We start from the raw sequence: 25,400 nt of genomic DNA on the forward strand, positions 1-25,400 counted from the left end.
CTGCGCTATCGGGGTGCAAGCCGCTCCAGATGCACCGGCACAGGTTCGGACCCGCCTGCCCGCATCGCGCGCCAGAATCCGTTCGCCTCGACCGTTTCCCAATCGCTCGCGGTGCCATCCGGCGCCACGAGACGCAGCTCCACCTGCGCACGATCTCCAAGCCCGAAATGCTCAAAACCGGCCTGCCCGCCGCCATGGCCGCCCCCGACGGTAATCTCGCGCACGGCATGCCAGTCGCCGGCGCGGAGCTCGATCCAGCCCCCGACCACATGGGTGTTCACCCCGGCCTGCCGCGCCTCGATCTCCAGCCAGTTTCCGGTGCCGTCGGTTGTGTTCTGGTAGATCTCCAGTGGTGCCCGCCGGTTCACGACGATGATGTCGAGCCGGCCATCGAGATCGAGATCGACGAGTGCGCCGCCCCGACCGCGATGCAGGCTGCCGATCCCCGCGGAACCGCCCGCCTCGCGAAAGCTGCCATCCGCTTGCTGCATCAGCAGGTTGTTTGGATCGAAGGCCGCATTCTCCGTCATCTGATCGACATTGCCCTTCACCACGAGAATGTCGTCGCGCCCGTCATTGTTCACATCGCCGAACTGCGCGTGCCAGCCGGTCGAGGGCCGTCCGTCGTCCCCCAGATAGGGAGTCGTCGCCGTCGCCCCGAGCGCATAGGGCGCGTCCCGCCAGACCGGCCCCGGCGCACCCGGATCGCGGAACTGCAGCAGTTGATCCCCCATCGAGGTCAGATAGACATCCGGCAAGCCGTCGCCATTCACATCCCGGCTCGCAATCCCCATGCCCCAGATGCTGACCTTCGCCCAGCCATCGGCCTCGGTGTAGGGATGAGGCTCGGGATCGAGCCGCCAGAGCTGCTCGTAGCCGCCCTTCACGTAATAATGGCGGTCATTCGAGATCCTCAGATCCTGCCGCCCCCGCCGCGCCCAATCGGTAAAGAGCATCGAAAGCGGACAGAATCCGGGCGCAAGCGTGAGCGGCGTCGCGTACTGCGCGCCCTCCGGCCGGTGCAGTTCGTTCACGTCGCAGGCCCCGAACGGCCCCTCCGGCACACTGCGATCGACATAGTTGCCGACCGCGAGCGTCGGAAGGCGCTGCCCCGGCTCCCAGGTTGCCGAAAACGCGGTGCTCCACCGCTCTCCCGCCATGAAGCCCAGCTCCTCCGTCACATCCCGGAAGGTGCACTCTGGCCCGCCCTTCAGCAGCCGGTTCCCCCCGACCCGGAGCACCGCGAGATCCAGTGTGCCATCATTGTCGAAATCCAGCGGCCAGGCGCCGGTGACCCCGCGCACCGCCAGCCCAGCGTCTGTCGCGTCCTCAAACAGGATCGGTCGCCCCGCCGCCGCCGTCCGATTGCGCAGGAGGCGTGCGGGATTCGCCCCTCCCGCGACAAAGGCGTCCGGGAAGAGATCGCCATCGCAATCGAGCACCGCCACCCCGCCACCAACGAAATGTTCCCATCCACCCCCGTAGACATGCGCAAACGGATACTCCTGCGCGCGCTCGACGAAGACCGGCTCGGCCGCTGACAGACTGCTCGCAGCCAGAAACGCGAGCGCTGTGAAAACAGGGCGTTGTGCCATGCAGCATACCTCCGGAACCATCCTGCCGCCAATCTCCCGACGCTCGTGCGCATTGGCAAGCCCCACGGGGCCGGAGCGAGATATTCCTCACTCGGGCGCCGCCGCCGCGGGCGGGAAGACCGGACGATTCAGGGTCGAATCATACCGTCAACCCTACGAAACCAAGCGACTTGCGCAGATAATCGCCCCACGCTATTAAGATGATTCCGAGGGCGCGGAATACTCACTCCAGGGAATAGATGTTGTCGGGATGCTCGCCGAGCAGCAAGCAGCTTGCACGCAAGGGTGGAGGTTCCCAACCCATGAGTGCAAAACTTCGAAGCGCAAAAATTTAACTATAGGTGCGTTGCATCATTGAATTCGGAAACTTTTAGTGTAAAGAATTTGTTATAGTCTATTCTCGAGTAAAGGTGTGATAGATGGGGGATATCATTGTTTTTGGCGGTGACGGCTATATCGGCTGGCCACTGTCATTGGAGTTGGCAAACTCCTTTCCCAACAAGGAAATTTTGATAGTCGACAATTTCCTGACCCGGCGTAATTCGGCTAAGGTCGGCGGGAAGTCGCTTTCCCCGATCTGCAGCATGGAAGAGCGTCTCGCCGCCTTCCGCGAGGTCACCGGTCAGACCAACCTGAGCTTCCGCGAACTCGATTGTGCGAATTCCGATCAGGTGATGGCGCTCTTTGCCGAGTTCAAACCCGAGGTTGTTTATCACCTCGCGCATCAGCGCACCGCGCCCTATTCGATGCTCGGCGTCAAGGAAGCGGTGGAAACGATCACCAACAACGAAGCCGGCTTCCTCAACGTGATCTGGGGCATGAAGGAGCACGCTCCGGATTGCCATCTCGTGAAGCTCGGCAGCTTCGGCGCCTACGCCAAACCGGGCCTCGATATCCCGGAAGGCAACGCCAAGATCTCGCTCAACGGCAAGGAATCCGCCGTTCCGGTGCCCTTCCCGCGCGCGAGCGACGATTTCTACCACATCACCAAGATCAACGACGGCAACTTCGCGGGCCTCGCCTGCCGCAAGTGGAACCTCAAGATCTCCGACGTGATGCAGTCGACCGTCTTCGGCGCAGCCACCGAACGGACGCTTCAGGACGACCGCCTGTGCACCCGCTTCGACTATGACGAGATCTTCGGGACGGTGGTGAACCGCTTCGTGACCCAGGCGATCGCCGGGGTGCCGATGACCGTTTACGGTTCCGGCACGCAGACCTCCGGCATCATGGTGCTCGAGGACTGCATCGAGATCCTGAAGAGCCTGGCCTATAATCCGGGCGCCGCGGGCCAGCACCGCATCGTCAACAACTGCCCCGGCAAGTACAGCATCAACGAGCTCGCCGAAGTCGTGCAGTCGGAAGCCGAAGTGCTCGGCCTTCAGGCCTCGGTCTGCCGCGACAAGTACAACCCGCGCTTCGAAGACGGCACGGCCTACGACTATGCCGTCGAGACCAAGTATATCGACAGCGTGCTGACGCCGACCGAACTGAATTCCGCCGTTGCCCAGGGCCTCGGCTTCCTGCTTCAGTTCAAGTGCGAAATCGACATTCCGTCGATCGAGCCGACCCACACCTGGTAATCAGGTCTTCCGCATCCCGGGTGCCGCCCGCGCCCTGGATGCGCCCGTCCGCCCCTGCGCCCCAATGCCATGGAGGGTCCGCGGGGGCGCGACGCATGTACGCTCTGAAAATGCGTCGGGATGACATTTCCGCTCCGGCCGCTCGGGAGCTCCTTTTCTGCTTCCGGGATACACCGAAGCCGAAAGGTTGGCTGCGCTGGGCGCAGCCGTCCTGGTGCGGACGACGGGGCTCGAACCCGTACTCCCTTACGGGAAGCAGATTTTCGTACCACTTCGACTTTCGAAGCCGCCCCTCTCCGGGGCGTTCGTGGTCTGGACTGTCCCTTCACCATAGCCGGAAAGCCTCCTTTCCAGCCTTAGGCACCGCCCGTCCAGTCTCTACACCTTCTCCCCCGAAGGAGAGCTTGGCTCGGGATTGGCATGGGGCCGGGAGAGCGGGCGCGCCAGCCTCCCAACCCGTTAGCTTTCCCCGACTTTGAGCGGTTCTGCACCGGGGGTTTCCCGCCCGGGCACTCCAATTGAAGTCTGCCGCGTCTGCCAGTTTCGCCACGTCCGCACGCCCGGCGATCGCTACCGAAGCGGCCCGTGAAAGTCCACCGGATTTCGGCATACGCTGGCGCTCCCGCCCTCACGCAACGCTCCCCGCTCCAGGAGGCGTGCCATCTTGACAGAAGACCGGCCGCACGGGAAAAGGCACGAATTCGGGTGCCTGCCCTCCGGGGTGGGCCAAGAGGGAATGCGGTGCGGGGAAAGGCCCCAGAGCCGCAGCTGCCCCCGCAACTGTAAGCGGTGAGTCCCGCGCCCAGGAATTCGGCCACTGGAGCAATCCGGGAAGGTCGGGCGCAGGGGGCCACGACCCGCAAGCCAGGAGACCTGCCCGGATATGTCACCCAACCTCCACGCGGGGCGCGTGCAGGTGCGGCTCCCCGCAGCGGTGATCCGGATCAAGGTCCGTTGCGGAGGGGTCATACCCGACGGCAGCGGACGCACATTCCAGCGGGCGCCCTGATAAGGCCCCGAGGCCAGAGGGAACGCACATGCCAGTGACGGCACCGCATCATAGACCCGCCCGGACCGCGATCGCGGCCCTGTTTGCCACCACCGCGCTTGCCGCCGGTCCGGTTGCCGCCGCGGACGACGGCGATGTGATCGAGCTCGACGAAATCGTCATCACCCCCAACCGCACGGCCACGCCCGCCGACCGGTCCGGCGCCGCAGTCTCCGTCCGCGATGAGGCGGAGATCGCCGCCGACGATCGCCCTTTCGTGCTCCAGCAGCTCACCTCCATGCCCGGCGTCACCACCAGCCAGGCAGGTCCGGCGGGCGCCACCTCGGGCTTTGCCATCCGCGGCGCACCGCAGCAGTATGTGCGCGTCTATGTCGACGGGATCGAGATTTCCGATCCGACCGGTCCCCAGGTCGCCTCGTCGCTCACCGGCCTCGGCACCGACGGCATCGGCCGCATGGAGGTGCTCCGCGGCAGCCAGTCCGCGCTCTACGGCGGCCAGGCCGTCGCCGGCGTTGTCGACATCTCGACGGCCGGGCCAACGAAGGACGGGCTCGAGACCCGCTACACCCTCGAGGGGGGCAGCTTCGACACCTTCCGCGGCGAGCTCGGCCTCGCCGGCCGCGACGAGCGCGGTGAATTCGCCCTCAACCTCACCCACTACCGTACCGACGGGTTCTCCGCCGTCGAGGCCGACGATGGCAATCCAGAGCGCGACGGCTACGAGACCACCCGCCTCGCCCTCACCGGCCGCTACGCGACCTCCGACACGGTGACCATCTTCGCCTCCGCATTCCAGCAGCACGAGAAGGCGGATTACGACATGAGCTTTCCGGCCTATGCCGATGCGGATTACTGGTCCGAATCCGACCAGTGGGGTGCCCGCGCCGGGCTGGACATCGCCCCGCCCGCGAGCCTCCTCACCCACCATCTCGCCATCAGCTACTACGATGTCGAGCGCGAGTTCCACGACGACTACCCCTACAAGACCGACGGCAACCGCGTTCGCGCCGAATATCTCGGCACTTATGACGCTGGGGCGGCGGTCGGCCTGCAATACGGCCTCGACTGGTCGCAGGAGACCAGCACCCCGAGTGACGGCGCGCGCGAAGACAGCTCGATCACCGGCATCTTCGCCCAGGCCGACTGGGCCCCGACCAACGCGCTCACGGTCAATGCCGCCCTCCGCAACGACAGCCATTCCGAGTTCGGCAGCTACACCACCGGCCGCCTGACCGCGGCCTACCTGCTGCCGAGCGCCACCGTGCTGCGCGCCTCCCTCGGAACCGGCTTCCGCCCGCCCTCGCTCTACGAGCTCTATGACCCGTTCGCCGGCGACTCGAACCTCGATCCCGAAACCAGCCGCAGCGCCGATATCGGCATCGAACAGGCCTTCGCCGACGGCCGGGGCCAGGCGACGGCGACGCTCTTCTGGCTCGAGATCGATGACCTTATCGAGTACGACTACGATCTCTGGCGCTACGTGCAGAGCGACGGCACGGCGAAGAGCTCCGGCGTCGAGCTTTCCGCCTCCTGGGCACTGGCCCCGAGCCTCAGCCTCTCGGGCGCCTATACCTATACCGACGCCACCGATGCCGATGGCGCGCATCGCGACCGCATCCCGCGCCACGCGCTCTCACTCTCGCTCGACGGCACCGCGATGGAGCGCATCTCCTACGGGCTCGAAGCCCGCTACTCGGGCGATTACACCGACAGCACCGGCCCGGCCGAAACCGCGAACTTCCACAACGATTTCCTCATCGTGAACGCTCGCGCGGGCTATGCGATCAGCGATGCGGCCGAGCTCTATGTCCGGGTCGAGAACCTGCTCGACGCCGAATACCAGACCGTGCGCGGCTACGGCACCTCCGACCAGGCGGTCTTCCTCGGCGTCAGGGGCATCTTCTGATGCACGCCATGGCGCGGTTCGCGACGCTCCTTGCCTGCCTCGTGCTGGCAGCAGCGCCGCTCCGCGCCGCGCCGGCCGCCCGGGTCGTCTCGATGAACCTCTGCACCGATCAGCTCGCGATGCTGCTCGCCCGCCCCGGCCAGCTTGTGGCGGTGAGCGACATTGCCGCCGACCCTGTCTCCTCCGCCATGGCCGCGGAGGCCCGCGCCTATCCCACGCATCACAACAGCGCCGAGGAGATCTATCTCCTCGCCCCCGACCTCGTGCTCGCCGGCGAGTATTCCCCCGCAGAGACCGTCTCGATGCTCCGTCGCCTCGGCATTCGCGTCGAGAGCTTTCCGATCGGCGAAAGCTTCGGGGATATCCGCACCGCCGTCCGCCGCATGGGGGATCTGCTCGGCACGCCGGAGCGCGCCGAACGCCTGATCACCGAGATGGATGCCGAGCTTGCGGCCCCCCTGCCCGCAGAGCGCCCGCGCGCCGCGATCTTCTACGCCAACGGCTACACCTCCGGAACCGGCACCCTCGCTGACGCCGTTCTCGAGGCCGCGGGCTACAGCAACATCGCCGCCGAAGACGGCCGCCAAGGCCTCTCGCGCTTCCCCCTCGAGCTGCTTGCGCTCTCCCATCCCGATCTCCTCATCACCGGCCAGGACTACGGGAGCCCCGCCCGCGCCCAGGAGATCCTGAGCCACCCGGCGCTTGCCCACCTGCCCCGGGACCGGGCGCAGGTTTCCGACAAGCTCTGGGTCTGCGCCACGCCGCGCGCGGCCGAAGCAGTCCGCCTCCTGCGCGCGGCACGCCCCGAATGAAGCGCGCACCCATCCCATCCTCCGTGCCCCGGAAGGCACCATGACCGCCGCCGCCCGCACCCGGCTGGTGATCGCCGCCCTCGGCCTCCTGACCGCAGCGCTCTTCGCCGGCTCCCTTCTCGTCGGCCCGGCGGGGTTCGGCATGGGGGAGAGCCTGCGCGCGCTCCTCTCTGGCCAGGGCGATGCCATCGCGCTGGTGATGCGCGAGATCCGGCTCCCCCGCGCGCTCCTCGCGCTCCTGATCGGTGCCGGGCTCGGCGCCTCCGGCGCGACGCTTCAGGGCTATCTCAGGAATCCGCTCGCCGAACCCGGCCTGCTCGGCATCTCCGGCGCGGCCGCGCTCGGCGCCGTCCTCGCGCTCTATACCGGCCTGTCCGTCGCCTTCCCCCTGGCGCTGCCCCTCTCGGCCCTCACCGGCGCCATCGCCGCCACCGTCCTGCTGCAGGGCCTCGCGGGCAGCGCGCCCGGCTCGATCAGCCTCATTCTCGCGGGCGTCGCCGTCTCGAGCCTCGCAGGCGCCCTCACCTCGCTCGTGCTCAACCTCTCCCCCAATCCCTTCGCCGCCTCCGAAATCGTCTACTGGCTGCTCGGCTCACTCGCCGACCGCTCCATGGCCCATGTCTGGCTCGCAGGCCCGTTCATCGTCGCAGGCATCGCGCTCCTCGCCCTCACCGGTCGGGCGCTCGATGCGCTCACGCTCGGCGAGGACGCTGCCGCCTCCATGGGCATCGATATCCGCCGCACCCGAACACTTGCCGTCCTCGGCACGGCGCTCGCAGTCGGCGCGGGCGTCGCGGTCGCGGGATCCATCGGCTTCATCGGCCTCGTCGTGCCGCACCTTCTGCGGCCGATCACTGGCGGCCTGCCCTCGCGGCTGCTGCCTGCCTCGGCGCTCGGCGGCGCGGCCCTCCTGCTCGCGGCCGACCTCGCCGTCCGCCTCATCGCCCCCGATCGCGATCTCAAGCTCGGCGTGCTCACCGCCCTCGTCGGTGCGCCCTTCTTCTTCTGGCTGGTCTGGAAGGGCCGAAGGAGCCTCACGTGACGCCGCTTCTCAGCCTCGAACGCGTGACCACCAGCCGCGCCGCCCGCCAGGGCCGCCGCACCGTGCTCGATGCGGTAAGCTGCGCGATCGCTGCCGGCGAACTCGTCGGCCTCCTCGGTCCCAACGGCGCCGGCAAGACCACGCTCATGCGCACCGCGATCGGCCTCGCCGCGCCCGAAAGCGGCCGGATCCGGCTCATGGGGGATGACCTCGGCCGGCTTCCCCCCTCCGAACGCGCCCGACGCGTCGCCTATATCCCGCAGGACCGCAGCATCGCCTGGCCCGTCACCGTCGAGACCCTGGTGGGCCTTGGCCGCCAGCCGCATCGCACCACCGAGGCCGAAAACCGCGCCGCAGTTGCCCGCGCGCTCGCTGAAACCGGGCTCGAGGCGCTCGGCCACCGCCTGGCGACACGGCTCTCGGGCGGCGAGCGCGCGCGCGCCCTCATCGCCCGCGCGCTCGCCCAGGACGCGCCGCTCCTCGTGGCCGACGAACCGATGGCCGGCCTCGATCCGGCCCATTCCCTCGCGCTGATGGAAACCCTCCGGCGCCTCGCCCGCGGCGGCCGCGGCATCCTCGTCTCGCTCCACGATCTCGGGCTCGCCGCGCGCTGGTGCGACCGGGTGATCCTGCTCGCCGGCGGCCGGATCATTGCCCAGGGCCATCCGCGCGCCGTGCTCACGCCGGAGCGCCTCGCCGCCGTCTACGGCATCACGGCGCATTTTGCCGAGGATGACGGCGGGCTCATCCTCGTGCCGACCGCCGTGCTCGGGGGTTGAACTTCCCGCCGCGCCGGTCCAGCCTGCGCGCCGATCCCGAGCGAGGACAATCCCATGAAGAAGCGCACGCTTGGCCGGAGCGATCTGGTCGTCAGCGAATTCTGCCTTGGCTCCATGACCTGGGGCAGCCAGAACACGATGGAAGAGGGGCATGCCCAGATCGACTGCGCGCTCGATCACGGCATGAATTTCATTGATACCGCCGAGCTTTACCCCACTACGCCGCAATCGCCGGGCACGGTGGGCCAGACAGAGCTCATCATCGGCGAATGGTTCGCAAGAACCGGCCGCCGCAGTGAGGTGATCCTCGCAAGCAAGATCGTCGGCCCCGGCAATTCGACCGTCCGTCCGCCGAAGACCGGCCCGATCTCGCCCGAGACGCTGCGCGTGGCCCTCGAGGCAAGCCTCCGGAAGCTCAAGACCGACTACATCGACCTCTATCAGCTCCACTGGCCGAACCGCGGCTCCTACCACTTCCGCCAGAACTGGAGCTTCGATCCGAGCGGCCAGCCGAAGGATCAGCGCGGCGAGTTCCGCGAGATCCTCGAGACGATCGCGGGCTTCGTCGCCGAGGGCAAGATTCGCCATTTCGGCCTCTCGAACGAGAGCTGCTGGGGAGCCGCGGTCTGGCTCGAGGTGGCGGAGGCCCACGGCCTGCCGCGCGTGGTCTCGATCCAGAACGAATACAATCTCCTCTGCCGGCATTTCGACCTCGATCTCGCCGAGCTCAGCCATCAGGAGGATGTGGGTCTGCTCGCCTATTCACCGCTCGCCGCCGGGCTCCTGACCGGCAAGTATGCCGGGGGTGCCGTCCCCGAGGGCAGCCGCGCGAGCATCAACCCGACGCTCCACCACCGCCGCACGGAACAGGCGGAAGCCGCGACCGAAGCCTACGCCGCGCTCGCCCGCGCCCACGGTCTGGAGCCAGCGCATCTGGCGCTCGCCTTCTGCGCCAGCCGCCCGTTCATGGGTTCGGTGATTCTCGGGGCGACCTCGGTGGAGCAGCTCGCCACCGACATCGCGGCCGCGGAGATCACCCTGACGGACGACGTCCGCTCCGGCATCGAGGAGATCCGGCGGACCTACCCGATGCCGATGTAGGCGCGCGCGCCGCGGGGCGCCAGAAGGGCGCCCCCGGCCGGGCTCAGGCCATGAGGTTGCGCGGCTCGGCTGCGCCGGGCGCGCTCCGGGCCGTCTTCGGCCCGGTCCGCCCGCCGCTCAGCACCGAGAAGAGCCGGGGCGTTGCATGCCGCATCAGATGCGCGGCGAGCGCGATGACCGCAATCGTGACGATCACCGTCCCGAAGTAGACCGCGAGATGCACCAGGCTTCCCGCCGGATCAAGCAGCCGGCCAAAGAGCATCTTCACCACGATGATCGGGGGGAAATGCGCGCAGTGCATGAAGAACGCCATGTAGGAGACCTGCGGCGTGATCGCCCCGAGCAGCCCCCCCATGAGCAAAGGGGCAGCACTCCAGACCGTCACCAGCCCGACAATCCGCATGAGGCAGGTCGCGATGTAGAGCCCCCGGCTCTCGGGCTCGATATCGAGAAGGGCCGGCGCCAGGCTCCGCAGCAGCACGAGGAGCAGGAACACCGCCAGCAGCGGCAGCACCCAGCGCCGCGGCAGATCCCGCCGCCAGCCATGCACCGCAAAGGCCGCACCGAGCGTGAAGAAGCCGACCACATCGAGCTTGGTGAAGATCCAGAGGTCGTGCTCGGCAAACCAGAGCACCAGAAGCCCCAGAAGCAGCGGCACCGGCACCCGGCTCACCAGCAGCCAGATCAGCGGCGAGATCAGCACCGTGACAATGAGATCGCGCACGAACCAGAGCTGGATCGCCAGCGGAAATCCGTCGATCCCGAGCCAGGCATTGCCGATCGAGCGCACGAGATTGCCGTCCGCCGGGGCGAAAACATCCGAATACTGCCCCGGCAGCAACCGGAAGAGCGCATAGCCCAGCAGCATGAAGACCGTGCTCCAGATCAGGAACGGCAGGCCAAGCGAGCGCACCCGGCTTTTCACCTTGCGCAGGAAGTCGGGCGCCTTGCCCGGCCGGGCGCCCATGAAGAACAGATACCCCGAAATCGCGCTGAGCGCGGGCACCGCCGTGAAACCGAGGAAATGGATGTAGGAGACGACGATCGCGGCGAAGGCTTCGTCCTGCCCGACATAGCCCAGGTTCGGATTGTAGTTCGCGCCATAGAGCCCGCCGAAATGCAGCAGCACCAGAAGCAGAACCAGCAGGATCCGCAGAAAGTCGATACGCTCATGCTCCTCTGCCGAAAGCCTGACCGCCGTGGCTCCCCGGACACCATCCTGTCCCGACATCAATCCAATCTCCCCCGCCCCATGCACACGCACACTTGTTGAAGAGAATTATTCATCGGTTCTTATGGTTAAAACAATTCAACACATGAACACCAAAACTTGATCGTCGCGTGAACTTGAAGCTATTCCCTTCTTTTCTTCGCAAAACCAGCGCCGCCCGTCGCGCGACGAATGCGCGTGAAGGTTAACGGATTGGCGCCCCGCGCACCCTGACAAAGCCGGATTGTCGTTCCGCGCGTTCCGGTCTACCCCTTGCCCCCGACTCGCAAGGGGATCGCCATGAGGAACGCAGAAGCCGTCACCTTCGCCGGCGCCACGCTCGATCGCGCCGCCGAGCTCCGCGCCGATCCCGGCAGGCTCGCAGACCTCGCAGCCCGGCCGGAGGCCCGCTGCCTGCCGCTCTGGCGCAACCGCCCGCTGTTTGATGCGGGCGCCGCGAGCGCACTCGCCTGGCTGCCCCTCGATGCCCCGGTCTTCGGCCCGGCGCAGGGGCCTGCGTTTTTCCTCGGCCTCGAGGCCGGCGCGCCGCGCTTTGCCCGCGTGGTGCCCGACTGGCCGGGCGCACCCGACGATGCCGGCGGTTTCATCGATCAGAGCCAGACGCCGCACCCCGGCCTGCCGGAAAACCTCGTCTTCGCCGAGCTCCGCGCGATGATGGCCGGGCTCTCCGCCGCCGATGCCGGCAATGCCGCCACCGCGCGCGGCCTCTTCGCCTGGCACGAGACCCACGGCCACTGCGCCCGCTGCGGCGCGGCCTCGGAGGTCGAGGAGGCCGGGTGGCGCCGCGGCTGCCCCGCCTGCGGCGCGAAGCATTTCCCCCGCACAGATCCGGTCGTCATCATGCTGGTGACCCACGGCAATTCGGTGCTGCTCGGCCGCTCGCCCGGCTGGCCCGAGGGCATGTATTCCCTGCTCGCGGGCTTCATGGAGCCCGGCGAGAGCATCGAGGCCGCGGTGCGCCGCGAGACCTTCGAGGAAGCCGGCATTGCCGTCGGCGAGGTGCGCTACCTCGCAAGCCAGCCCTGGCCCTTCCCCTCGAGCCTGATGATCGGCTGCCAGGGCATGGCGCTCACCCACGAAATCCGCCGCGACCCGGCCGAGCTCGAGGATGCGCTCTGGATGACCCGCGAGGCGGTGCACGAAAGCCTCGCGCGCCCCGGCGGGCCGGTCCGCCCTGCCCGCAAGGGCTCGATCGCCCGCTTTCTCGTCGATCGCTGGCTCGCGGACCGGCTCGACTGAGGGGACCCGGGAGGCCCCTTCCGGAGCCTCCCCTCCTCTCAGTGCCCCGAGAAGACCAGCGTCATGATCGGCATCAGCATCACCTGGATGCGCAGGATCAGCGCGTGGATGAAGCCGACCGTGTCCACCAGATGCAGGAAGAGATAGGTCCCGAGCCCGAGATCCTCCTCCGCCAGCCGCTCGTGATTGTCGGTATAGGCATTCGCCACACACTTGCTGCCGGGCAGGATATCGTCGAGCTGTCCGGCATAGAGCGGCTCCATGAACACCGTGATCGTGCCGGGCCTTGCGCTGTCCTGGGCGTCCATCAGCCCATCGGCCGGCCGGATCTGACCAGCCGCGATCACGTCCTGCACATCCGTCACCACCATCGGGATGACGGTGAAGGCCTTCGACGCGCAGGAAATCTCCGCCGCCATCCCCGGCTTGATGACACTCGCCGAAAGCTGGTCGAAGCCCGCCTGCACCCGGTCGCGCCCGGCATCGAGCGGCACGAGAATGCCTGCGGGCCGCAGGATCGGGCTCACGTAATCGCCCGGCCGCAAGGTGAACTGCTCGAGCCGCCCGGTCACGCCCGCATAGACAACCGTCTTGGAGAGCTCGACCTCGGCCTGCCGCTGCGCGGCCTCGGCGCTCGCGAGCTGCGCGGGCAGCACGGTCTTGAAATTGTTCTCCGCCACCGTCTTCTGCGCCCGCGCCGCCTCGAGCGAGCCGAAACGGCCATCCGCGAGGTTCTGGAGCCTCTCGAGCTCGCGGGTTGTCACCACATCGGGATTGCGTTTGCGCAGCTCGGTCTTGGTCTCGAGCTCGTCGAGCGCCTGCTGATAGGCGCCCTCGGCCTGGTGAATCGTCCCGTCGGCCACCGCGATCTGCGCCTGCGCGATGGCAAAGGCCGCCTCGGCCTCCACCACGCGCTGCTTCGCCGCATCGACCGCCGCCTGCTGGCTCGAATCATCGAAGGCGAAGATCGGCTTGCCCGCCTCCACCACGTCGCTGTTCGCGGCATAGACCTCGCGAACCCGCCCGCCGCCTTCGGGCAGGATCGAGACGGTGCGGAAGAAGGGCGAGGCATTGGTCGTCGAGGGGTGGAAATAGAAGACAATGGTGATGAGCGTCACCGTCAGCATCACGCAGGCGGTGATTCCCCACCGCAACTCGTACCACATGGTGAAGAAGGTGATTTCATGACCCCAGCGCTTGCCCTGGAAATGGCGGCGCAGCAGGTAGTCGGGCAGGATCGTGAGCAGGGAACAGAGTACGAGCTCGACCATCGGCTCAGACCTCCCGCCCGGCAGAGGGCGCCCCATGGGGCGTGCCCTCCGGCGGCACGGCGGGATCGGCCCGCACCTCCGGCGCCGGATCGCGATGGCGCTCGGGTTCGGACGCCCCGGTCATCCCCAGCGGGGCGTGATCCACATCCGGCGGCACGCGCCGCCCCTCGCGCCGCTCAAGCGAATCCGCGATCGCATTGAGCGGCGTCGTGAGATCGGGCCAGCGCACCACGGCGATGAAGAGGGCCGCAACCCAGAAGATGTTGTTGTGGGTGAAGAGCGCCAGCAGCGCGAGGATCGTCACCGCCTGCTGCTGCGTGTGGTTGCTCGAATGCGCCATGCGCTCGGGCACCGCATGGAGCCTGAGGTAGAGATCCCCCACGAGCAGAAGGATCCCGATCATGAGCACCACCGTGACGGTGAAGAGCGTATCGCTCCCATCCGGACCGGGGAGATACCACGGGATATGGTGTGGTGCCATCGGGTGCATTTCGCCCGCCATCAACTGGAACTCCGACCTGCCTGCGCTGGATTTTCACGAGAGAGTTATCGGGCAGCCCCGCCGCGCGCAAATAAAAACCGGTGCCGAATAAAAACCGGCGCAAGGTCAGCGGCTCAGCGGCAGGGATCGAGAACGCGGGCATCGCCGCGTCCCCGGCCCCCCCCCTGTATGGACTTCACAGCCGCCGCGTCCTACGCAAACCTCTCCACCGGAGCCGGAGACACGCCCGAGAGGCCCCATGACCCAGGATTCTGCCGCCAAGTTCGACACCTCCCGCGCCGGGGAATACGCCGAACAGGCCCGCATCGCGCTGGCAGGATACGATGCCTGCCACGAGCTTTCCGCCTGCATGCTCTCCGCGGCCCTCGGCGCGGGCGGCAGCGCACGGGTGCTTGTCGCCGGCGCGGGCGGCACCGCGGGCGAGATCGTTGCCGCCGCGCGCCTCGAACCGGGCTGGACCTTCACCGCCGTCGATCCCTCCCCGCCGATGCTGGCTCTCGCCCGCGACCGGCTCGCGGCCGAGGGCCTCGCCGCGCGGGTCGAGACCGTGCCCGCCACCGTGGCCGATCTCGATCCGCGGCCCGGCTTCGATGCCGCCATCCTGATCGGCGTCCTGCACCATCTGCCGGGCGATGCGGCGAAGCGCGCGCTTCTCGGCCAGATCGCGCAACGCCTGCGCCCCGGCGCGCCGCTCGTGCTCGCGGGCAACGTCCGCCCCTATGCCTCCGAGCCGCTGCTGCTCGCGGCCTGGGCCGCCCGCTGGCGGATGCACGGCGCCGCGCCGGAGGAGGTCGAGACGAAGATGGCGAAGATCCTTCAGGGCGCCGAGCCCCCCGCCTCGGAGGACGCGCTGGCCGCCCTGCTCACCGGCGCGGGCTTCGGAGCCCCGCTCCGCTTCTTCGTGAGCCTCTTCTGGGGCGCCTGGCTCGCCCGCCGCGCCGAAGGTTGATCTTTTCCCGCGCCGCCAATACTGCATCGGGCCTCAAGATCCCCGATGCGAGTGCAGAGCCATGACCAGTCCCAAAGGGCGGATTTCCTTCCAGGGCGTCCCGGGCGCCTATTCCCACCAGGCCTGTTCCGAGGCCTATCCGGACTACGAGGCGCTGCCCTGCAACACCTTCGAGGGCGCGATTGCCGCGGTGGAGGAGGGCCGGGCCGATCTCGCCATGCTGCCGGTCGAGAATTCGACCTACGGCCGCGTCGCCGACATCCACCACCTGTTGCCCGAATCCGGCCTCCACATCATCGGCGAGCATTTCCTGCGGGTGCACATCAACCTCCTCGCCCACCCCGGCACCCGGATCAGCGACATCCGGAGCGCGATGAGCCACACCGTGCTGCTCGGCCAGTGCCGCGGCTTCCTGCGCGAACACGGCATCACGCCGCGCACCGCCGCCGACACCGCGGGCGCCGCCCAGGCGGTCGCCGCGCAGGACGATCCCTCGCTCGCCGCCCTGGCCTCGGAGCTCGCGGGCTCGATCTACGGCCTCGAGGTGCTCGCCCGCCATATCGAGGATCAGTCGAACAACACCACCCGCTTCCTGGTGATGTCGCCCGATCCCGCGCCCGCGCCTCCGGGGGACGTGCTCACCACCTTCGTCTTCCGCGTCCGCAACATCCCCGCCGCGCTCTACAAGGCGATGGGGGGCTTCGCGACCAACGGCATCAACATGACGAAGCTCGAGAGCTACATGATCGGCGGCCAGTTCACCGCGACCCAGTTCTACGCTGACATCGAGGGCCACCCGGACGACGCGCCCGTCCGCCGCGCGCTCGAGGAGCTCGAGTTCTTCACCTCGATGACCAAGGTGCTCGGCACCTACCCCGCCCACCCCTTCCGCCGCAGCCAGCGCAACGGCTACGACGACTGAAACCCGCAACACCGGAAGAAAAAACCGCCGGTTCCGCCCGCTGCGGCCTGCATCTCCGCCTTGCGTCACCTGCTGCGTTGCGGCTAGAAGAACGCGACGGAAACAGGCCGGCCGCACGGGGCCATGCAGCAGAGGTGTGTCCAACCCATGAACACTATGGAGATTACGAAATTCGTCGGCGCCATCTGTGGCGCCCTGCTGGTGTTCCTGCTGATCAACTTGGTCTCGAACGGAATTTTCGACACTCACAGCGAAATGGTCGCCTACACGGTCGAGGTTCCCGACGAGAGCGCGGGCGACGCCGCTGAAGCCGACGCCGCGCCGGTCGATGTCGCCGCCCTCGTCGCCGCCGCCGATCCCGCCGCGGGCGAGAAGGTCTTCAAGAAATGCGCCGCCTGCCACAAGGTCGACGGCAGCAACGCGGTCGGCCCGCACCTCGACGGCGTCGTCGGCCGCGAAGCCGGCACCGTGCCGGACTTCGCCTATTCCGATGGCATGAAGGCCCACGGCCCCTGGACGCCGGATGCGCTCTTCGCCTTCCTCGCCGACCCCAAGGGCGTCGTCTCCGGCACCAAGATGTCCTTCGCCGGCCTCAAGAAGGAAGACGACCGCGCCAACCTGATCGCCTATCTCGAGACCATCTCGCAGTAAGCACGCCACAGGCATTTCGACGTGAGGGCGGCGGATCCCATTCGCCGCCCTCACGCGTTCCTGTGCCCCTCCGGCCCAGATCGCGCTTTACGTGCAGGCCCTGCGCAGTAAAGTCGCGGGAACCAGATCCCGCAGAACCGGAAGCTCCATGGCAAGACACGATCCGTCCCATCCCGCCCCGGCAGAGACCCGTCGCGGAAAAAGGGCCGCCCTCCTGTCCCGCCGCCTCATGCCCGCCGCCCTCGCCCTGTGGCTCGCCCTGCCCGGGCCCGCCCCCGCCGAGGAGCCGGGCATCATCACGAGCCACGGCATCTCCACCTACGGCGAGCTGAAATACCCCGCGGGCTTCGCGCATTTCGACTACGTGAACCCCGAGGCGCCGAAGGGCGGCACCATGAGCTTCCGCGGCACCGGGGCGAGCCAGACCTTCGACAGCCTCAACCCCTTCATCCTCAAGGGCGAACCGGCCCAAGGCCTCGGCCTTCTCTACGACAGCCTGCTGGTGGGCTCCGCCGACGAGCCCGACAGCGCCTATGGCCTCGTCGCCGAAAGCCTCGAGTATCCCGAGGACCGCTCCTGGGTGATCTTCAACATGCGCCCCGAAGCGACCTTCTCCGACGGTGAACCGATCACCGCAGACGATGTGGTCTTCACCTACAACGTGCTGCTCGAGAAGGGCGCGCCCTCCTACAAGATCATCCTCCGCGACATCACCGGCGTCGAGACGCTCGACCCGCACCGGGTAAAGTTCACCTTCCGCGAAGGGGCCGCGACCAAGGATCTGCCGATGACGGCAGGCGGACTCTCGATCCTGCCCGAGCATTACTACGAGACGGTGCCCTTCGAGGAATCGACCCTCACGCCCCCGGTGGGCTCCGGCGCCTACGAGGTCGCGAGCGTCCAGCCCGGCCGCACGATCAAATACTGCCGCAATCCCGACTACTGGGGCGCGGAGCTGGCGGTGAATGTCGGCGCCAACAATTTCGACTGCTACGTCTATGAATACTTCGCCGACAACAACGCATCCTTCGAAGCACTGAAGGTCGGCAACTACCTGTTCCACCAGGAGTTCTATTCCGCACTCTGGGCCACGGCCTACAACTTCCCCGCGCTCGAGAAGGGCTGGGTGAAGCGCGAGGCCCTGCCCGACAACACCCCGACCGGCACCCAGGGCTTCTGGTTCAACCTCCGCCGCGAGAAATTCGCCGACCCGCGCGTGCGCGAGGCGATCGCGCTGATGTTCAACTTCGAATGGACCAACAAGACGCTGTTCTACGGCCTCTACAAGCGCACCGACAGCTTCTGGGAAAACACCGAGACCATGCAGGCCGAGGGGCTGCCCGAAGGCGAGGAGCTCGCCGCGCTCGAGCCCTACCGCGACACGCTGCCGCCCGAGATCTTCACCGAGCCGCCCTACACGCCCCCGGTGATGAGCACCCAGCAGCTCGACCGCTCCGCGATCCGCCGCGCCTCGAAGCTGCTCGATGAGGCGGGCTGGACCATCGGCGACGGCGGCCTCCGCCGCAACGCCGCCGGCGAGACGCTCAAGGTCGAGTTCATCGACGACAACTCCTCCTTCGAGCGCGTCTTCAACCCCTATGTCCAGAACCTCCGCCGCCTCGGCATCGACGCGAGCTACCGCCAGATCGACGCGGCCCAGATGCAGCAGCGCCAGGAGGATTTCGACTACGACCTCGTCCCCGGCCGCTTCTCCATGTCGTTGTCGCCCTCGCTCGAACTGCGCCAGCTCTTCTCCTCCGCCGCGGCCGAGGCCAAGGGCTCGCCGAACCTCTCGGGCATCGCCGATCCGGTGGTGGACGGGCTGCTCGAAGCCGTCATCTCCGCCGAGGACCGCCCGACGATGGAAGCCCGCGTCCGCGCCCTCGACCGCGTGCTGCGCTCGATGCAGATCTGGGTGCCGAACTGGTATTCCGGCCAGTATCTCATTGCCTACTGGGACGTCTTCGGCCGCCCCGACATGCAGCCCGAATACGCGCGCGGCGATGCCTACTGGTGGTTCGATCAGGAAAAATACGAGGCGCTCAAGGCGCAGGGCGCGCTCCGCTGAGATGAGAACCTGACATGGGCGCCTATATCCTCCGCCGCATCCTGCTGATCGTGCCGACGCTGATCGGGATCCTGCTCGTCAATTTCGTGCTGGTCCAGTTCATGCCCGGCGGCCCGATCGAACAGATCATCGCCGAGATCAATTCCCAGGATTCGGGCGCGCTCGACCGCATCTCCGGCGGCGGCGGCGAGACCGGCGGCGGCAGCGAATACCGCGGCGCCGAGGGCCTGCCGCCCGAATTCATCGCCGATCTCGAGAAGCAGTTCGGCTTCGACAAGCCGCCCGTCGAGCGCTTCTTCATCATGGTCGGCAACTATCTCACCTTCGACTTCGGCGAGAGCTACTTCCGCTCGATCTCGGTGGTGGATCTGGTCTTCGAGAAGATGCCGGTCTCGATCACGCTCGGGCTCTGGTCCACCCTGATCGCCTATCTCATCTCGATCCCGCTCGGCATCCGCAAGGCGATCAGAGACGGATCGAGCTTCGACACCTGGACCTCCGGCCTCATCATCGTGGCCTACGCGATCCCGAGCTTCCTCTTCGCCATCATGCTGCTCGTGCTCTTTGCGGGCGGCTCCTACTGGCGGATCTTCCCGCTCCGCGGGCTCACCTCCGACAATTTCGCCGATCTCTCGCTCCTGGGCCAGATCGGGGACTATCTCTGGCACATCACGCTGCCGGTCGCGGCCTCGACCATCGGCGCCTTCGCGACGCTCACCCTGCTCACCAAGAATTCCTTCCTCGACGAGATCAAGAAGCAGTATGTCATCACCGCCCGCGCCAAGGGCCTGACCGAGCACCGCGTGCTCTACGGCCATGTGTTCCGCAATGCGATGCTGATCGTGATCGCGGGCTTTCCCGCCCTCTTCATCTCGGTCTTCTTCGGCGGCTCGCTCATCATCGAGACCATCTTCTCCCTCGACGGGCTCGGCCGCCTCGCCTACGAGAGCGCGATCCAGCGCGACTACCCGGTCGTCTTCGGCACGCTCTATGTCTTCGGGCTGCTGGGCCTCCTCGTCGGGCTCCTCTCCGATCTCACCTATGTCTGGGTCGATCCCCGCATCGACTTCGAAAGCCGCGAGACCTGATGCGCCTCCTGCACCTCAACGCCCTCCAGCGCCGCCGCCTCGCGAACTTCAAGGCCAACCGCCGCGCGTTCTGGTCCTTCTGGATCTTTCTCGCGGTCTTCCTCATCACGCTCTGCGCCGAGTTCGTCGCCAACGACAAGCCGCTGCTGCTGAGCTACCGGGGCGAACTCTACATGCCGATCTTCAGCTTCCATTCGGAGGCCGAGTTCGGCGGCGAATTCCAGACCGAGGCGGAATACAACGCCCCCGAAGTGATCTGCCTCATCCGCACCGGCGGCGCCGAGGCCTGCCTCGACGATCCCGAGGGCATTCTCGCCGAGGCCCGCGAGCACGGCACCGCTGCGGGCGTGCCGATCACCGATCCCGGCTGGATCCTCTGGCCGCCCATCCCCTACAGCTACAACACCATCAACTACGAGGTCAGCACCGCCCCCTCGCCGCCCGACCGCAACCACTGGCTCGGCACCGACGACCAGACCCGCGACGTCGTGGCCCGCGTGATCTACGGCTTCCGCATCTCCGTCCTCTTCGCCCTCCTCGTCGCGGTGATCTCCTCGGTGATCGGCATCGCTGCGGGCGCGGTGCAGGGCTATTTCGGCGGCTGGGTCGATCTCACCTTCCAGCGCGTGGTGGAGATCTGGTCGAACATGCCGAGCCTCTACATCATCATCATCCTCTCCGCGCTCTTCACGATGAACTTCTGGCTGCTCACGCTGCTCATCGCCTTCTTCTCCTGGACCTCGCTCGTCGGCGTGGTCCGCGCCGAATTCCTGCGCGCGCGCAACTTCGAATACGTCCGCGCCGCCAGGGCGCTCGGGGTCGGCGACTGGACCATCATGTTCCGCCACCTGCTCCCCAACGCCATGGTCGCGACCCTCACGCTGCTTCCCTTCATCATCACCGGCGCCATCGGCGGGCTCGCCGCGCTCGACTTCCTCGGCCTCGGCCTGCCGCCATCCTACCCCTCGCTGGGAGAGCTGGCGCTCCAGGGCAAGAACCGCCTCAACGCCCCCTGGCTGGGCTTCACCGCCTTCTTCACCTTCGCCTTCATGCTCTCGCTGCTCGTCTTCATCTTCGAGGGCATCCGCGACGCCTTCGACCCGAGAAAGACCTTCCGATGAGCCCGAACCCGCATCCCCGCCCGATCGCGCCTGCGGACATCGCCCACACTGCCCGCCCCCGTGCAACGCGATCGGGTCAGGGCGCGCCCGGCGGCACCGCCGCTCAGGGAACGGCCGCCGACAGCCCGACGGGCCGGATCCGCCGATGACCGAGCCCCTCCTCATCGTCGAGAACCTCACCGTCACCTTCCGCCAGGGCGCCAAGGAAACCCGCGCCGTCCGCGGCGTCTCCTTCGATCTCGCCCCCGGCGAGACCCTCGCCCTCGTCGGCGAGAGCGGCTCGGGCAAATCCGTCACCGCCATGTCGACGGTCAAGCTCCTGCCCGAGAGCGCCGAGGTCACCGGCCGCATCCGCTACGCCGGCCGCGACCTCGCCGACGCCACCGAACGCGAGCTGCGCGCCACCCGCGGCAACGACATCAGCTTCATCTTCCAGGAGCCGATGACCTCGCTCAACCCCCTCCACACCATCGAGCGCCAGCTCGGCGAAAGCCTCGCGCTGCATCAGGGCCTCGCCGGCCAGAAGGCCCGCGCCCGCATCCTCGAGCTCCTGAGCCAGGTCGGCATCCGCGACCCCGAAAGCCGCCTCCAGGCCTATCCCCACCAGCTCTCCGGCGGCCAGCGCCAGAGGGTGATGATCGCCATGGCGCTGGCCAACGGCCCCGCCATCCTGATCGCCGACGAGCCCACCACCGCGCTCGACGTCACCATCCAGGCCCAGGTGCTGACCCTGCTTGCCGAGCTCCAGAGCCGCCTCGGCATGGCGATGCTCTTCATCACCCACGACCTCAACATCGTCCGCCGCATCGCCACCCGCGTCGCGGTGATGAAGGACGGCGAGATCGTCGAGACCGGCCCGACGGCGGAGATCTTCAAGAACCCGCAGCACCCCTACACCCGCAAGCTCCTCGCCGCGGAGCCGAGCGGCATCCCGGAGCCCGCCCCGGAAGCCACCCAGGCCGTCATCGAGACCGAGGACCTCAAGGTCTGGTTCCCGATCCGCCGCGGCTTCCTGCGCAAGACCGTGGGCCACATCAAGGCGGTGAACGGCGCGAGCCTCGGCGTCCGCGCCGGCGAGACCCTCGGCATCGTCGGCGAAAGCGGCTCGGGCAAGACCACGCTCGCGCTTGCCCTCATGCGCCTCATCTCCTCCAACGGCCCCATCACCTTCATGGGCCGCGACATCCAGGGCCTCCGGCACCGCGAGCTCCGCCGCCTCCGCGCCGACATGCAGATGGTCTTCCAGGACCCGTTCGGCTCGCTCAGCCCCCGCATGTCGATCGAACAGATCGTCGCCGAGGGCCTTGCCCTCCACGGCCACGGCGGCGACACCCGCGCCCGCGTCGCCGACATCCTGACCGAGGTGGGGCTCGACCCCGCGATGATGGACCGCTACCCCCACGAGTTTTCCGGCGGCCAGCGCCAGCGCATCGCGGTGGCCCGCGCGATGGTCCTGCAACCGAAACTCGTCCTCCTCGACGAGCCGACCTCCGCCCTCGACATGACGGTGCAGGTCCAGATCGTCGAGCTCCTGCGCCGGCTCCAGCGCAAATACGGGCTGGCCTACATCTTCATCAGCCACGACCTCCGCGTCGTGCGCGCGCTCGCCCACAAGGTGATGGTGATGCAGCAGGGCGAGGTGGTCGAGGCCGGCCCCGCCGCGCAGATCTTCGACGCACCGAGGACCGACTACACCCGCACCCTGATGGCCGCGGCGTTTGATCTGAGGGCCGCAGCGGAGTAGCCCCGTCGCTCAAAGACACGCTCTTGCAGGTCAGCGTGACGAAACCGTGCCCAGTTACGATCCGAAGCGAGATCGGGCCCATGATCGCAAGCGGATCAGGCTGGCATCACCCACATTCCCGCCCATCCCGATCGCCCGGCGACAGGGCGCCGAACGATGGAATTCGACGCTCACATCTTGGGAGGGCGCCGTCGCGCGGCGCGGCGAACGCTCAGCGCCGCTGAGATCCAGCTGCGAATTTTTGATCTTCGCGTTGTCGAGGCTATCTCCACCGGAATGGATATCCTCTCCTTGCCAGTCGCAATCACGAGGTCACCGCCAGTGCGCCGGATTGCGGGCGCCGTGGTCGGCGGCCCGCCCGCGCGCTCCGGCTGAAGAAAGACGGCAAGCGCTGCCGGCCCACCCCGCGTGTCGAAACGGATCTGCGCCATCGCCGCCGGCTCGCGTCGCCCAAGGGCGGGATGAAAATGCGACTCCGCGAAATTCAACTTCCCATGCTCCGGCGTGCAGCGATCTGCCCCAGCGACGCCGAGAACCGAGATCGACATGCCAACCCCGCTCTCCCCCTCGAAGCGATGATGTCCAGGAGAGGATTCCCTCTCGCAAAGCGAGAGGGTCGGGGACAGCAGAAACTGTGACCAGCCGCTCAGGCGCGATTTCGAACCGGCGATATCCACCACGAGGACGCCTCCCTCCTCGAACAGAACCAGCGCGCGCAGAAGACGCTCGGAACCGAAAACCCGCTCACACAGTACCCAGGGTGTACCCTCGGTGGCATATCGCAGAATGCGTGACCGCCTTGGCGACCGCACGCCACCCTGACCATCGTCAAGCAGCAAGAGACTATGGCTCGCGCTCGCATTGGTCTGGCGTGAGCCGGGCGCCGCCCGATCATTGGAGAATTTTCCGGGATCGAGAATCAGTTCCTGGCCGAATGCGAAGATCTGCACGCTTCCGTCGTCATCATGCTTATGGATCTTGCTGGCCGATCCGCATTTCAGGAAGACGCAGGTTGCAGACCGTGATGACGTATCCACATCCTGCCGCATCCACCCGTTTCGAAAACAGGCATAACCCGTCTCCTTGAAGACGACATTCTTGGGAAGGTCCGGCGTCCGTTCGTCACCGGAGCTCCGCAGAAAGTCGACCACATCCATTATCTCTTGCCGCGATCCGAGCAGCGTGTCGCGCCTGGCGCGGCGCCAGATCTTCCGAAAGTCCTGCTGCACATTGCGCCTGGCCGTGTCACCGAACGGCACGATCTGCGAGGGCGGCACCACAAAATAGCAGAGACTGCGCAGAGCCTGGGACAGAGCGTCCGCGATCTCCTTCTTGGCGCTCTGACCGAGCGCTTCCGCGCCTGCGGCACGAAGGGCCAATCTAACAAAAAGCAGGTGATATTCGGGACTGTTCTCCACGTGCATGCCACCAACCAGCGACTTGCGCATCTGCAGATCACAGATCCGTTGGGAAACATGCTCGAGGATCTCGTCTCGGGCATACATGCCCTTGCATCGCCCGATGATCCTCAGGAGTGCGACATCCTGAAACAGGCCATGATTGTGGCCAGTCGTATAGCAGTTTTCGTTCAGCATCGCTGCAATCTGGATGACCAGGATCTGGATCGCCGCAAGAACAACCTGCCTATTCGCGTTTCTCGGGCTCTCTAGATAAGTATCCAGAAATTCGAGGAGCGCATTGGTGCGGATCGCCAGCGCAACATCGCCCCAAGTGAATCTGTCCCACGTAAAATCTAAGGGAACCGCCCTGTTCAGCACGAAATCCTGAAAGTCGAGGATCGCCCGCTCGGCTGATCTGCGTCCCGCACGGCCCTCGGCGCAGGCATCTGGCAGCCACTTCAAACCGTGGAACTCGAGCCTCCAGCGATATATGTCGCCAGTGTGCACCGCCCAGTCGATCGGCGACGGGATCCGCACCTCTGGAAAGCCCGGAATTCGGACTGAAAGATCGGCTGAACGCTCTGGCAGCGCCCCCTCAAGCGGGGCTCCATCATAGAGAGGAAACATCTCCGCAAGGAGCCGCTCAAATGAAGGATTATGATCTCCCAAAAGTTTCAGGGCTGCCCGCTCGTCGAATTCTCTCGACATTACATAGCAAAAACTTAGGGGATAAAATTTGTCCTTATGAGATGATTTTTCTATATCCAACTCAATATTCTTCATCTTCTGCAATAAAGATTGCCGCATGGAATTCCTCAGTCGCTATAAAAACTATCACAATTGCAGATATGAGAATACATTTCAGGGTTGATATCAACCCCATAAAGCAACAGAGAAAAGTGGGCGGCCCTTATGTTGTGGGTTGAACGCCCCGTTCGAGACGATCCGGATCAGTAGCTCGTCTCATGGCCAGGACATCCGGCACCGAGCGCCCCCTCAGATCGGATCGCCCTTCCAGTCCTTGTCGCCGCGCCGCCTGATCTCCTTCGAGACGACCGAGAGCATGTAGATCCGGAGCACCGCGTTCATCCGCGCCTGATAGCCATGGCCCATCCCGCGGAACCATTTCACCACGTCGCTGTCGAAATTCGCCGTGAGCTTGGACTTCCTCCGACGGCAGGGATGCGCCGCCTCGATGCCTTCCCAGCCTTCCGGAATGTGCCGGAGCTTCAGCTGGTTCTGCCGGTGCCAGATCTCGAGCTGGAAGATCTCGTCGATGAGCTCGACATAGCTGCGCTCCTCGGACTTCGTCCGCTTGCGGTCCGCCATGCGCGGCCCTCCATCGCTGTCTCGGGATAGACCGCGATGCTAGCGCGTCGGGGTTAAC

At 66.6% G+C, this 25,400-nt stretch carries 20 protein-coding genes and 1 riboswitch; of the genes, 14 read left to right on the plus strand and 6 right to left on the minus strand.

Going from position 1 to position 25,400, the window contains the following annotated elements:
* Positions 1-5: 5 nt before the first annotated feature.
* Positions 6-1,595 carry a VCBS repeat-containing protein gene (locus ACF66B_RS03120; protein ID WP_111428295.1) on the minus strand — a complete coding sequence of 530 codons (1,590 nt, stop codon included), beginning with the start codon at positions 1,593-1,595 and terminating at the stop codon, positions 6-8.
* Positions 1,596-2,014: 419 nt separating this feature from the next.
* Between ACF66B_RS03120 and ACF66B_RS03125 the strand changes: the two genes are divergently transcribed.
* The 6 genes from ACF66B_RS03125 (at position 2,015) to ACF66B_RS03150 (ending at position 9,827) form a co-directional block, all read left to right on the plus strand.
* Complete coding sequence (locus ACF66B_RS03125; protein WP_111428294.1) at positions 2,015-3,178, plus strand: NAD-dependent epimerase/dehydratase family protein; 1,164 nt, start codon at positions 2,015-2,017, stop codon at positions 3,176-3,178.
* Between the two features lie 686 nt (positions 3,179-3,864).
* Positions 3,865-4,074, plus strand: a riboswitch (cobalamin riboswitch).
* Positions 4,075-4,215: 141 nt separating this feature from the next.
* Positions 4,216-6,093: a TonB-dependent receptor gene (locus ACF66B_RS03130; RefSeq protein WP_111428293.1), complete on the plus strand. Its 1,878-nt coding sequence runs from the start codon at positions 4,216-4,218 to the stop codon at positions 6,091-6,093.
* A gap of 8 nt (positions 6,094-6,101) precedes the next feature.
* On the plus strand, positions 6,102-6,905 hold the full coding sequence (locus ACF66B_RS03135; RefSeq protein WP_111428292.1) for an ABC transporter substrate-binding protein: 804 nt from the start codon (positions 6,102-6,104) through the stop codon (positions 6,903-6,905).
* 40 nt (positions 6,906-6,945) lie between these two features.
* A complete protein-coding gene (locus ACF66B_RS03140; protein WP_111428291.1) occupies positions 6,946-7,947 on the plus strand; it encodes an iron ABC transporter permease in 1,002 nt (333 codons plus the stop codon).
* A complete protein-coding gene (locus ACF66B_RS03145; protein ID WP_111428290.1) occupies positions 7,944-8,726 on the plus strand; it encodes an ABC transporter ATP-binding protein in 783 nt (260 codons plus the stop codon). Before ACF66B_RS03140 ends, ACF66B_RS03145 begins: the two co-directional genes overlap by 4 nt.
* 54 nt (positions 8,727-8,780) lie before the next feature.
* Positions 8,781-9,827, plus strand: coding sequence for an aldo/keto reductase (locus ACF66B_RS03150; protein ID WP_111428289.1), 1,047 nt, complete (start codon positions 8,781-8,783; stop codon positions 9,825-9,827).
* Positions 9,828-9,870: 43 nt separating this feature from the next.
* Here the strand turns inward: ACF66B_RS03150 and ACF66B_RS03155 are convergent, their stop codons facing one another.
* Positions 9,871-11,058 (minus strand): acyltransferase, encoded by a 1,188-nt coding sequence (locus ACF66B_RS03155; protein ID WP_111428288.1) that lies wholly within the window; start codon positions 11,056-11,058, stop codon positions 9,871-9,873.
* A gap of 279 nt (positions 11,059-11,337) precedes the next feature.
* Between ACF66B_RS03155 and nudC the strand changes: the two genes are divergently transcribed.
* Complete coding sequence (nudC, locus tag ACF66B_RS03160; RefSeq protein ID WP_111428287.1) at positions 11,338-12,297, plus strand: NAD(+) diphosphatase; 960 nt, start codon at positions 11,338-11,340, stop codon at positions 12,295-12,297.
* A 38-nt stretch (positions 12,298-12,335) separates the two neighbouring features.
* On the opposite strand, the gene ACF66B_RS03165 is transcribed toward nudC, so the two are convergent.
* On the minus strand, positions 12,336-13,568 hold the full coding sequence (locus ACF66B_RS03165; RefSeq protein ID WP_111428286.1) for an HlyD family secretion protein: 1,233 nt from the start codon (positions 13,566-13,568) through the stop codon (positions 12,336-12,338).
* A gap of 4 nt (positions 13,569-13,572) precedes the next feature.
* Complete coding sequence (locus ACF66B_RS03170; protein WP_111428285.1) at positions 13,573-14,070, minus strand: hypothetical protein; 498 nt, start codon at positions 14,068-14,070, stop codon at positions 13,573-13,575.
* A 238-nt stretch (positions 14,071-14,308) separates the two neighbouring features.
* Here ACF66B_RS03170 and ACF66B_RS03175 point away from each other — a divergent pair, with 238 nt between their 5' ends.
* The 7 genes from ACF66B_RS03175 to ACF66B_RS03205 all read left to right on the plus strand — a co-directional run bounded on the left by ACF66B_RS03175 (position 14,309) and on the right by ACF66B_RS03205 (position 22,613).
* Entirely contained in the window at positions 14,309-15,019 is a 711-nt protein-coding gene (locus ACF66B_RS03175; RefSeq protein WP_111428284.1) for a class I SAM-dependent methyltransferase, read from the plus strand.
* Positions 15,020-15,080: 61 nt separating this feature from the next.
* Positions 15,081-15,941 carry a prephenate dehydratase gene (locus ACF66B_RS03180; protein WP_111428283.1) on the plus strand — a complete coding sequence of 287 codons (861 nt, stop codon included), beginning with the start codon at positions 15,081-15,083 and terminating at the stop codon, positions 15,939-15,941.
* A gap of 147 nt (positions 15,942-16,088) precedes the next feature.
* Positions 16,089-16,592: a cytochrome c family protein gene (locus tag ACF66B_RS03185; protein WP_111428282.1), complete on the plus strand. Its 504-nt coding sequence runs from the start codon at positions 16,089-16,091 to the stop codon at positions 16,590-16,592.
* Between the two features lie 148 nt (positions 16,593-16,740).
* Entirely contained in the window at positions 16,741-18,660 is a 1,920-nt protein-coding gene (locus tag ACF66B_RS03190; protein ID WP_111428281.1) for an extracellular solute-binding protein, read from the plus strand.
* A gap of 14 nt (positions 18,661-18,674) precedes the next feature.
* Positions 18,675-19,748 carry a microcin C ABC transporter permease YejB gene (locus ACF66B_RS03195; RefSeq protein ID WP_111428280.1) on the plus strand — a complete coding sequence of 358 codons (1,074 nt, stop codon included), beginning with the start codon at positions 18,675-18,677 and terminating at the stop codon, positions 19,746-19,748.
* Entirely contained in the window at positions 19,748-20,869 is a 1,122-nt protein-coding gene (locus ACF66B_RS03200) for an ABC transporter permease (protein ID WP_111428279.1), read from the plus strand. The genes ACF66B_RS03195 and ACF66B_RS03200 overlap by 1 nt, the downstream gene beginning before the upstream one ends.
* Before the next feature lie 145 nt (positions 20,870-21,014).
* Positions 21,015-22,613: an ABC transporter ATP-binding protein gene (locus tag ACF66B_RS03205; RefSeq protein WP_111428278.1), complete on the plus strand. Its 1,599-nt coding sequence runs from the start codon at positions 21,015-21,017 to the stop codon at positions 22,611-22,613.
* A gap of 170 nt (positions 22,614-22,783) precedes the next feature.
* Here the strand turns inward: ACF66B_RS03205 and ACF66B_RS03210 are convergent, their stop codons facing one another.
* A complete protein-coding gene (locus tag ACF66B_RS03210) occupies positions 22,784-24,820 on the minus strand; it encodes a heparinase II/III family protein (RefSeq protein ID WP_111428277.1) in 2,037 nt (678 codons plus the stop codon).
* A 189-nt stretch (positions 24,821-25,009) separates the two neighbouring features.
* Positions 25,010-25,342, minus strand: a complete 333-nt coding sequence (locus ACF66B_RS03215) for a BrnA antitoxin family protein (RefSeq protein WP_111428276.1) — start codon at positions 25,340-25,342, stop codon at positions 25,010-25,012.
* Positions 25,343-25,400: the final 58 nt, after the last annotated feature.

This window comes from Amaricoccus sp. B4 (genome assembly GCF_043226085.1).
GTDB lineage: Bacteria > Pseudomonadota > Alphaproteobacteria > Rhodobacterales > Rhodobacteraceae > Amaricoccus.

Excerpts from the sequence above, each read along its gene's own strand:
- ACF66B_RS03120 (WP_111428295.1), bottom strand. The coding sequence starts at position 1,595 with ATGGCACAACGCCCTGTTTTCACAGCGCTCGCGTTTCTGGCTGCGAGC.
- ACF66B_RS03125 (WP_111428294.1), top strand. The coding sequence starts at position 2,015 with ATGGGGGATATCATTGTTTTTGGCGGTGACGGCTATATCGGCTGGCCA.
- ACF66B_RS03130 (WP_111428293.1), top strand. The coding sequence starts at position 4,216 with ATGCCAGTGACGGCACCGCATCATAGACCCGCCCGGACCGCGATCGCG.
- ACF66B_RS03135 (WP_111428292.1), top strand. The coding sequence starts at position 6,102 with ATGGCGCGGTTCGCGACGCTCCTTGCCTGCCTCGTGCTGGCAGCAGCG.
- ACF66B_RS03140 (WP_111428291.1), top strand. The coding sequence starts at position 6,946 with ATGACCGCCGCCGCCCGCACCCGGCTGGTGATCGCCGCCCTCGGCCTC.
- ACF66B_RS03150 (WP_111428289.1), top strand. The coding sequence starts at position 8,781 with ATGAAGAAGCGCACGCTTGGCCGGAGCGATCTGGTCGTCAGCGAATTC.
- ACF66B_RS03155 (WP_111428288.1), bottom strand. The coding sequence starts at position 11,058 with ATGTCGGGACAGGATGGTGTCCGGGGAGCCACGGCGGTCAGGCTTTCG.
- nudC (WP_111428287.1), top strand. The coding sequence starts at position 11,338 with ATGAGGAACGCAGAAGCCGTCACCTTCGCCGGCGCCACGCTCGATCGC.
- ACF66B_RS03165 (WP_111428286.1), bottom strand. The coding sequence starts at position 13,568 with ATGGTCGAGCTCGTACTCTGTTCCCTGCTCACGATCCTGCCCGACTAC.
- ACF66B_RS03170 (WP_111428285.1), bottom strand. The coding sequence starts at position 14,070 with ATGGCGGGCGAAATGCACCCGATGGCACCACACCATATCCCGTGGTAT.
- ACF66B_RS03175 (WP_111428284.1), top strand. The coding sequence starts at position 14,309 with ATGACCCAGGATTCTGCCGCCAAGTTCGACACCTCCCGCGCCGGGGAA.
- ACF66B_RS03180 (WP_111428283.1), top strand. The coding sequence starts at position 15,081 with ATGACCAGTCCCAAAGGGCGGATTTCCTTCCAGGGCGTCCCGGGCGCC.
- ACF66B_RS03185 (WP_111428282.1), top strand. The coding sequence starts at position 16,089 with ATGAACACTATGGAGATTACGAAATTCGTCGGCGCCATCTGTGGCGCC.
- ACF66B_RS03190 (WP_111428281.1), top strand. The coding sequence starts at position 16,741 with ATGGCAAGACACGATCCGTCCCATCCCGCCCCGGCAGAGACCCGTCGC.
- ACF66B_RS03195 (WP_111428280.1), top strand. The coding sequence starts at position 18,675 with ATGGGCGCCTATATCCTCCGCCGCATCCTGCTGATCGTGCCGACGCTG.
- ACF66B_RS03200 (WP_111428279.1), top strand. The coding sequence starts at position 19,748 with ATGCGCCTCCTGCACCTCAACGCCCTCCAGCGCCGCCGCCTCGCGAAC.
- ACF66B_RS03205 (WP_111428278.1), top strand. The coding sequence starts at position 21,015 with ATGACCGAGCCCCTCCTCATCGTCGAGAACCTCACCGTCACCTTCCGC.
- ACF66B_RS03210 (WP_111428277.1), bottom strand. The coding sequence starts at position 24,820 with ATGCGGCAATCTTTATTGCAGAAGATGAAGAATATTGAGTTGGATATA.
- ACF66B_RS03215 (WP_111428276.1), bottom strand. The coding sequence starts at position 25,342 with ATGGCGGACCGCAAGCGGACGAAGTCCGAGGAGCGCAGCTATGTCGAG.